Annotated in this window: 4 protein-coding genes; all 4 read left to right on the forward strand. The window is 73.2% G+C overall.

What is annotated here, in order from left to right; genetic code table 11:
• Position 1 precedes the first annotated feature (1 nt).
• Complete coding sequence (gene kdpF / locus LLG88_04715; GenBank protein ID MCE5246209.1) at positions 2–67, forward strand: K(+)-transporting ATPase subunit F; 66 nt, start codon at positions 2–4, stop codon at positions 65–67.
• The gene (gene kdpA, locus LLG88_04720; protein MCE5246210.1) at positions 64–1,815 is read left to right on the forward strand and encodes a potassium-transporting ATPase subunit KdpA; all 1,752 of its coding nucleotides are present in this window, start codon (positions 64–66) and stop codon (positions 1,813–1,815) included. The genes kdpF and kdpA overlap by 4 nt, the downstream gene beginning before the upstream one ends.
• Positions 1,816–1,833: 18 nt before the next feature.
• On the forward strand, positions 1,834–3,906 hold the full coding sequence (gene kdpB, locus LLG88_04725) for a potassium-transporting ATPase subunit KdpB (GenBank protein ID MCE5246211.1): 2,073 nt from the start codon (positions 1,834–1,836) through the stop codon (positions 3,904–3,906).
• 7 nt (positions 3,907–3,913) lie between these two features.
• A partial coding sequence (locus LLG88_04730; protein ID MCE5246212.1) for a potassium-transporting ATPase subunit C occupies positions 3,914–4,129 on the forward strand: 216 nt, incomplete at its 3' end.

Consider the following 4,129-nt stretch of genomic DNA (forward strand, 5'->3'; position numbering starts at 1 on the left):
GATCGGCGCCCTCGCGCTCGCCGTCTATCTCGTCTACGCGCTCCTCGCGCCGGAGAGGTTCGAATGAGCGCCGCCGCCGCATTCGCGATCGTCGTCTACGTCGCGCTCCTCGCGCTTCTCGCGTGGCCGCTCGGCGCCGCCTGCGCGCGGGCGCTGGCCGGGGAGCGGACGTGGCTCTCGCGCCTGCTGGGGCCGCTGGAGCGCGCGATCTACCGCTTCGCGGGCGTGCGCCCGGCCGACGAGATGGACTGGCGTCTCTACGCCCGCGCCTTCCTTCTCTTCAGCCTCGCCTCGACCGCCGCGCTCTATCTGCTGCTGCGCGTCCAATACCTGCTGCCGGGATGGCCCGCCGCCTATCCGCCGATCCGCCCCGACCTCGCGTTCAACATCGCCGCCAGCTTCTGCACGAACACCAACTGGCAGTCGTACGCGGGCGAGGGAACGGTCGGGTACGTCGTCGCCGCGCTCGGGCTGATCGTCCAGAACTTCGTTTCCCCCGCCGCGGGGCTGGCGGTCCTTCTCGCGCTGATCCGCGGCTTCGCCCGCCGCACCGCGGCGACCGTCGGCAACTTCTGGGCCGACCTCGTCCGCGCGACGCTCTACGTGATGCTGCCGGCGGCGCTGGTCCTCGCCGTTCTCCTGATCTCCCAGGGCGTCGTGCAGACGTGGGGCGGCGCGCGCGACGTGCCGCTGCTCCAGCCGACGACGGGCGAAGGGGGCAAGCCGGTCGCCGCGCAGTCGCTCCCGCTCGGCCCGGTCGCCGCGCAGACGGCGATCGCGCTCGTCGGCACGAACGGCGGCGGCTACTACAACGCGAACTCCGCCCATCCGTTCGCCAACCCGACGCCGCTTGCGAACTTCGCCGGCTGCCTCGCGCTGCTGCTGATCCCCGGGGCGCTCTGCTTCACCTTCGGCCGGATGGTCGGGGACCGGCGGCAAGGGGCCGCGCTGTTCGCGGCGATGGCGATCCTCTTCGCCCTCTTCCTCGCGCTCGCCGTGCGGGCGGAGACGCGCCCCAATCCGGCGCTCGCCTCGCTCGGCGTCGATCAGCGGACGACGGCGGCGCAGGCCGGCGGCTACATGGAAGGGAAGGAGGTCCGCGTCGGGCCGGCCGCGTCGGCGCTCTGGGCGACGGCGACGACCTCCGCCTCGAACGGCGCGGTGAACGCGGCCCACGACTCGTTCAGCCCGCTCGGCGGGATGGTCCCGCTGGCGCTGATCGGCCTCGGCGAGGTCGTCTTCGGCGGCGTCGGCTCCGGCCTCTACGGGATGCTGACGTTCGTGATCGTCGCCGTCTTCCTCGCCGGGCTGATGGTCGGCCGCACGCCGGAGTATCTCGGCAAGAAGATCGAGTCGTACGAGACGAAGATGGCCGCGCTGGCGATCCTCGCCACGCCGGTGATCGCGCTGCTCGGGACCGCCGTCGCCGTGGCCACGAAGGCCGGCCTCGCCGGGCCGGCGAACCCGGGGCCGCACGGATTCTCGGAGATCCTCTACGCCTTCACCTCCGCCGCGGGGAACAACGGCAGCGCCTTCGCCGGGCTCGACGCCTCGACGCCGTTCTACAACGTCGCCTTGGGGATCGCGATGCTCGCCGGCCGCTTCTTCATCGCCGTGCCGGTCCTCGCGGTCGCCGGCTCGCTGGCGCGCAAGAAGATCGTGCCGCCGGGCGCCGGCACGCTCCCGACCCACACGCCGCTCTTCGTGCTCCTGCTGTGCGCGGTCGTCCTGATCGTCGGCGCGCTGAACTTCGTTCCGGCGCTGGCGCTCGGGCCGATCGTCGAGCACCTCCGCCTCGCCGCGGGCGCGCTCTGAGCGGCGGAGGAAACGTCGATGACCCGCAAGGAACGCGTCCGTCCGCTTCTCGACCCGCCGCTCCTCCGCCGCGCGCTGCGCGACGCCGCGGTGCGGCTCGATCCGCGGCGGCAGTTGCGCAACCCGGTGATGTTCGTCACCGAGGCCGGCGCGGCGCTGACGACGGTTCTCTACGTCCAGGCGCTCTTCGGCCGCGGCGAGGCGCCGGCGGGCTTCATCCTCGCCGTCGCCGTCGCCCTCTGGTTCACGGTCTACTTCGCGAATCTGGCCGAGGCGCTGGCCGAGGGGCGCGGCCGCGCCCAGGCCGAAGCGCTGCGCCGGACGCGCCGCGAGGTGACGGCCACCGTGCTCGAAGGGCCCGACCGCAACGGGCCGCGCCGCTCCCGCCCCTCGACCGAACTGCGCATCGGCATGTTCGCGCTCGTCTCGGCGGGGGAGACGATCCCCGGCGACGGCGAGGTCGTCGAAGGGGCGGCGAGCGTGGACGAGAGCGCGGTCACCGGCGAGAGCGCCCCGGTCATCCGCGAGAGCGGCGGCGACCGCAGCGCGGTCACCGGCGGCACGCGCGTCCTCTCCGACTGGCTCGTCGTGCGGATCACCTCCGACCCCGGCTCGACCTTCCTCGACCGGATGATCGCGATGGTCGAGGGGGCGAAGCGGCGGCGCACGCCGAACGAGATCGCGCTGCACATCCTCCTCGTCGCGCTGACGCTCGTCTTTCTCGTCGTCGTGGCGACGCTGCGGCCGTTCTCGGAGCAGGCGGTCGCCGCGGCGGGCCGCGGAACCCCCGTCGCGCTGACCTCGCTCGCCGCGCTCCTCGTCTGCCTCATCCCGACCACGATCGGCGGCCTCCTCTCGGCGATCGGCATCGCGGGGATGGACCGGCTGATCCAGGCGAACGTCGTCGCCACCTCCGGACGCGCGGTCGAGGCGGCCGGCGACGTGGACGTGCTGCTGCTCGACAAGACCGGCACGATCACCTTCGGCAATCGCCAGGCGGCGGCGTTCCTGCCGGCGCGCGGCTTCGACGAACGGCGGCTGGCCGACGCGGCGCAGCTCGCCTCGCTCGCCGACGAGACGCCGGAGGGGCGCAGCGTCGTCGTCCTCGCCAAGGAGCGGCACAACATCCGCCAGCGCGACCTCGCGTCGCTCGGCGCGACGTTCGTGCCGTTCAGCGCCCAGACGCGGATGAGCGGCGTGGACCTCGACGGCCGTTCGATCCGCAAGGGAGCGGCCGACGCCGTCGCGGCGTGGGTCGCGGGGCAGGGCGGGCGCGTTCCCGACGACGTCGAGGAGACGGTGGACGAGGTCGCGCGCCGCGGCGCGACGCCGCTCGTCGTCGCCGAAGGGACGCGCGTCCTCGGCGTCGTCGAGCTGAAGGACATCGTCAAGGGCGGGATCAAGGAGCGGTTCGCGGAACTGCGGGAGATGGGAATCCGCACCGTGATGATCACCGGCGACAACCCGCTGACCGCGGCGGCGATCGCCGCGGAGGCGGGGGTGGACGAGTTCCTCGCCGAGGCGACGCCGGAGGCGAAGCTGAAGCTGATCCGCGAGCGGCAGGCGGGGGGACGCCTCGTCGCGATGACCGGCGACGGCACGAACGACGCCCCGGCGCTGGCCCAGGCCGACGTCGCCGTGGCGATGAACACCGGCACGCAGGCGGCCAAGGAAGCCGGCAACATGGTGGACTTGGACTCCGACCCGACGAAGCTGATCGAGATCGTCTCGATCGGCAAGCAGCTCTTGGTGACCCGCGGCGCGCTGACGACCTTCAGCGTCTCCAACGACGTGGCGAAGTACTTCGCGATCATCCCCGCCGTCTTCGCCGGCGTCTGGCCCGAGCTGGCCGCGCTGAACGTGATGGGGCTGGCGACGCCGGCGAGCGCGATCCTCTCCGCGGTGATCTTCAACGCGCTGATCATCGTCGCGCTGATTCCGCTGGCGCTGCGCGGCGTGCGGCGGCGCGCGCTCGGCGCGGCGGCGCTGCTGCGCCGCAACCTGCTCGTCTACGGCGTCGGCGGCCTGGTCGCGCCGTTCGTCGGGATCAAGCTGATCGACCTTTGCCTGGCCGCGCTCGGCTGGGCGTGAGGGACGTATGGGACGCGAAGCGTGGCGCGCGGTCTTGATGCTGGCCGCGCTGACGTTGGTCGCCGGGGTCGGCTACCCGCTCGCCGTCACCGCCGCGGCGGCGCTCTTCCCGGCGCGGGCGGGCGGCGGCCTGATCGTCGAGAACGGCGTCGTCCGCGGCTCGCGGCTGATCGGGCAGCCGTTCTCCGACCCGAAGTACTTCTGGGGACGCCCCTCGGCGACC

The organism is bacterium (assembly GCA_021372775.1).
Classification (GTDB): Bacteria; Acidobacteriota; Polarisedimenticolia; order J045; family J045; genus JAJFTU01.

Coding starts and splice junctions, on each gene's coding strand:
- kdpB (MCE5246211.1), top strand. CDS start 1,834: ATGACCCGCAAGGAACGCGTCCGTCCGCTTCTCGACCCGCCGCTCCTC.
- kdpA (MCE5246210.1), top strand. CDS start 64: ATGAGCGCCGCCGCCGCATTCGCGATCGTCGTCTACGTCGCGCTCCTC.